We start from the raw sequence: 5194 nt of genomic DNA on the forward strand, positions 1-5194 counted from the left end.
GTGTGTTGTTTCAGATACCGCACAGTGGACGCGTAGCAGCTTTGTTGGTAAGTCCTCGGCCTATTAGTACCAGTCACCTCCATGCGTTACCGCACTTCCAGTTCTGGCCTATCAACCCAATGGTCTGTTGGGGGCCTTACCCCCTTAAAGGGGTGAGAAACCTCATCTTGGAACAGGCTTCCCGCTTAGATGCTTTCAGCGGTTATCCCTTCCGAACGTGGCCAACCAGCCGTGCCCCTGGCGGGACAACTGGCACACCAGAGGTTCGTCCGTCCCGGTCCTCTCGTACTAGGGACAGCCTTCCTCAAGTTTCTAACGCGCGCGGCGGATAGAGACCGAACTGTCTCACGACGTTCTAAACCCAGCTCGCGTGCCGCTTTAATGGGCGAACAGCCCAACCCTTGGGACCTACTCCAGCCCCAGGATGCGACGAGCCGACATCGAGGTGCCAAACCATCCCGTCGATATGGACTCTTGGGGAAGATCAGCCTGTTATCCCCGGGGTACCTTTTATCCGTTGAGCGACACCGCTTCCACATGCCGGTGCCGGATCACTAGTCCCGACTTTCGTCCCTGCTCGACCTGTCAGTCTCACAGTCAAGCTCCCTTGTGCACTTACACTCAACACCTGATTGCCAACCAGGCTGAGGGAACCTTTGGGCGCCTCCGTTACATTTTGGGAGGCAACCGCCCCAGTTAAACTACCCACCAGGCACTGTCCCTGAACCAGATCATGGCCCGAGGTTAGAGGTCCAATACGACCAGAGTGGTATTTCAACGACGACTCCACGAACACTGGCGTGCCCGCTTCACAGTCTCCCACCTATCCTACACAAACCGTACCGAACACCAATACCAAGCTATAGTGAAGGTCCCGGGGTCTTTTCGTCCTGCCGCGCGTAACGAGCATCTTTACTCGTAATGCAATTTCGCCGAGTCTGTGGTGGAGACAGCAGAGAAGTCGTTACGCCATTCGTGCAGGTCGGAACTTACCCGACAAGGAATTTCGCTACCTTAGGATGGTTATAGTTACCACCGCCGTTTACCGGGGCTTAAATTCTCAGCTTCGCACATTACTGCGCTAACCGGTCCTCTTAACCTTCCGGCACCGGGCAGGCGTCAGTCCGTATACATCGTCTTACGACTTCGCACGGACCTGTGTTTTTAGTAAACAGTCGCTTCTCTCTGGTCTCTGCGACCCAACCCAGCTCCGAGTGCAAGACTCATCACCAGATCGGGCCCTCCTTCTCCCGAAGTTACGGAGGTATTTTGCCGAGTTCCTTCACCACAGTTATCTCGATCGCCTTAGTATTCTCTACCTGACCACCTGTGTCGGTTTGGGGTACGGGCCGTGTACCAACTCACTAGAGGCTTTTCTCGGCAGCATAGGATCACTGAATTCACCTCAACCGGCTACGCATCACCTCTCAGGCACATGCTGTGCGGATTTGCCTACACAACGCCCTACAGGCTTACACCCGGTAATCCACCACCGGGCCCAGCTACCTTCCTGCGTCACCCCATCGCTTGACTACTACACCCAGGGTCCCATGCAGCCGCTTCAGGTCTCCCGAAGGAGATCCGTCCACATTTGGATGGTTAGCACAGATGATTCGCCATTGGGCGCGGATACACGGGTACGGGAATATCAACCCGTTGTCCATCGACTACGCCTGTCGGCCTCGCCTTAGGTCCCGACTCACCCTGGGCGGATTAACCTGGCCCAGGAACCCTTGGTCATTCGGCGGACGAGTTTCTCACTCGTCTTTCGCTACTCATGCCTGCATTCTCACTCGCGCAGCCTCCACAACTAGGTCACCCCGCTGCTTCCCTGGCTACACGACGCTCCCCTACCCACCCAGTCGACTGGCCCGAAGGCGATCTGTATGACTGAGTGCCGCGGCTTCGGCGGTGTACTTGAGCCCCGCTACATTATCGGCGCAGGATCACTTGACCAGTGAGCTATTACGCACTCTTTCAAGGGTGGCTGCTTCTAAGCCAACCTCCTGGTTGTCTCAGCGACCCCACATCCTTTTCCACTTAGTACACGCTTAGGGGCCTTAGCCGGCGATCTGGGCTGTTTCCCTCTCGACTACGAAGCTTATCCCCCGCAGTCTCACTGCCGCGCTCTCACACACCGGCATTCGGAGTTTGGCTGACTTCGGTAAGCTTGTGGGCCCCCTAGGCCATCCAGTAGCTCTACCTCCAGTGTGAAACACGCGACGCTGCACCTAAATGCATTTCGGGGAGAACCAGCTATCACGGAGTTTGATTGGCCTTTCACCCCTACCCACAGCTCATCCCCTCAGTTTTCAACCTAAGTGGGTTCGGGCCTCCACGACGTCTTACCGTCGCTTCACCCTGGCCATGGGTAGATCACTCCGCTTCGGGTCCATGACATGCGACTCAAACGCCCTATTCGGACTCGCTTTCGCTACGGCTACCCCACACGGGTTAACCTCGCCACACACCGATGACTCGCAGGCTCATTCTTCAAAAGGCACGCCATCACCCCACGACGAATCGAAGGCTCTGACGGATTGTAAGCGCACGGTTTCAGGTACTATTTCACTCCCCTCCCGGGGTACTTTTCACCTTTCCCTCACGGTACTAGTCCGCTATCGGTCACCAGGGAGTATTCAGGCTTACCGGGTGGTCCCGGCAGATTCACAGCAGATTTCACGGGCCCGCTGCTACTCGGGTGCCTGCTACAACAGAGAACACGTTTTCGTCTACCGGACTCTCACCGTCTACGGTTGGCCGTCCCAGACCAATTCGACTAACGCGATCTTTTCTGACTGTCGCCCAGATCGGCAGATCTGAGAAAGCAAGTCCCACAACCCCGGCTATGCAACGACTGCCGTCTATCACACACAACCGGTTTAGCCTCTTCCGCTTTCGCTCGCCACTACTCACGGAATCACTATTGTTTTCTCTTCCTGTGGGTACTGAGATGTTTCACTTCCCCACGTTCCCTCCACACCGTCTATATATTCAACGGCGGGTAACACGACATCACTCGTGCTGGGTTTCCCCATTCGGAAATCCTCGGATCTCAGCTCGGTTGACAGCTCCCCGAGGCTTATCGCAGCCTCCTACGTCCTTCATCGGCTCCTGGTGCCAAGGCATCCACCGTACGCTCTTACACACTTACTAACAAAGATGCTCGCGTCCACTGTGCAGTTCTCAAACAACACACCCACCCGGATAGGACATCAGGACTTACCGGCAAAGCCAGCAGTTTCTCAGAAAATCCGAGCAAGTCGTATTTTTTGCCTGGAAAGAACGTCTGTTCTTTCAGGACCCAACAGTGTGTCGATTACATCCCCGAACCCGAAGCACTCGGGCTCCGGGCATCGTCGAGGCGCATGTCAGTGTTCCACCCATGAGCTTCCGCCGGCCTACATGTGAGGCCGAAACGGTCTCTGCCAGAACAACTTCCAACCTGTGTTGGCATGCCTGGAGAAGTGCTCCTTAGAAAGGAGGTGATCCAGCCGCACCTTCCGGTACGGCTACCTTGTTACGACTTCGTCCCAATCGCCAATCCCACCTTCGACGGCTCCCTCCACAAGGGTTAGGCCACCGGCTTCGGGTGTTACCGACTTTCATGACGTGACGGGCGGTGTGTACAAGGCCCGGGAACGTATTCACCGCAGCGTTGCTGATCTGCGATTACTAGCGACTCCAACTTCACGGGGTCGAGTTGCAGACCCCGATCCGAACTGAGACCGGCTTTAAGGGATTCGCTCCACCTCACGGTATCGCAGCCCTCTGTACCGGCCATTGTAGCATGTGTGAAGCCCTGGACATAAGGGGCATGATGACTTGACGTCGTCCCCACCTTCCTCCGAGTTGACCCCGGCAGTCTCTCACGAGTCCCCGCCATTACGCGCTGGCAACATAAGATAAGGGTTGCGCTCGTTGCGGGACTTAACCCAACATCTCACGACACGAGCTGACGACAGCCATGCACCACCTGTACACCAACCACAAGGGGGGCCGTATCTCTACGGCTTTCTGGTGTATGTCAAACCCAGGTAAGGTTCTTCGCGTTGCATCGAATTAATCCACATGCTCCGCCGCTTGTGCGGGCCCCCGTCAATTCCTTTGAGTTTTAGCCTTGCGGCCGTACTCCCCAGGCGGGGTACTTAATGCGTTAGCTACGGCACGGATCCCGTGGAAGGAAACCCACACCTAGTACCCACCGTTTACGGCGTGGACTACCAGGGTATCTAATCCTGTTCGCTACCCACGCTTTCGCTTCTCAGCGTCAGTTACTTCCCAGAGACCCGCCTTCGCCACCGGTGTTCCTCCTGATATCTGCGCATTTCACCGCTACACCAGGAATTCCAGTCTCCCCTGAAGTACTCTAGTCCGCCCGTATCGACTGCAAGCTTGCAGTTGAGCTGCAAGTTTTCACAATCGACGCGACGAACCGCCTACAAGCTCTTTACGCCCAGTAATTCCGGACAACGCTCGCACCCTACGTATTACCGCGGCTGCTGGCACGTAGTTGGCCGGTGCTTCTTCTACAGGTACCGTCACTTGCGCTTCGTCCCTGTCGAAAGAGGTTTACAACCCGAAGGCCGTCATCCCTCACGCGGCGTCGCTGCATCAGGCTTTCGCCCATTGTGCAATATTCCCCACTGCTGCCTCCCGTAGGAGTCTGGGCCGTGTCTCAGTCCCAGTGTGGCCGGTCACCCTCTCAGGTCGGCTACCCGTCGTCGCCTTGGTAGGCCATTACCCCACCAACAAGCTGATAGGCCGCGGGCCCATCTCGCACCGATAAATCTTTCCACCACAAACCATGCGATCCGTGGTCATATCCGGTATTAGACCCAGTTTCCCAGGCTTATCCCAGAGTGCGAGGCAGATCACCCACGTGTTACTCACCCGTTCGCCGCTCGTGTACCCCGAAGGGCCTTACCGCTCGACTTGCATGTGTTAAGCACGCCGCCAGCGTTCGTCCTGAGCCAGGATCAAACTCTCCGTTGAAGACTCTAGATTTGCCACCGAAGCAGCCAATCAGAAGTATCTCGAACCAGAGTCCGAAAACCTAACTTAAACGCCAGCCGGAAAATTAGCTGACAAAAATGTCCGTCACCCTCACGGGGGGAGGATGAACGGAACCAAAATAAATATTTGGCACTGACATTCATCGACACACTATTGAGTTCTCAAAGAACACACGCAC

General features: G+C 56.0%; 2 rRNA genes. Both read right to left on the minus strand.

Annotated elements, in window-relative coordinates:
• Positions 1 to 43 precede the first annotated feature (43 nt).
• Positions 44 to 3156: ribosomal RNA gene (locus A5789_RS26675) — 23S ribosomal RNA — on the minus strand.
• Between the two features lie 322 nt (positions 3157 to 3478).
• Positions 3479 to 4995: ribosomal RNA gene (locus A5789_RS26680) — 16S ribosomal RNA — on the minus strand.
• The 16S and 23S rRNA genes sit together here, the layout of an rRNA operon.
• Positions 4996 to 5194: the final 199 nt, after the last annotated feature.

Origin of the sequence: Nocardia sp. 852002-51101_SCH5132738 (assembly GCF_001665695.1) — a bacterium.
Lineage (GTDB): Bacteria > Actinomycetota > Actinomycetes > Mycobacteriales > Mycobacteriaceae > Nocardia > Nocardia nova.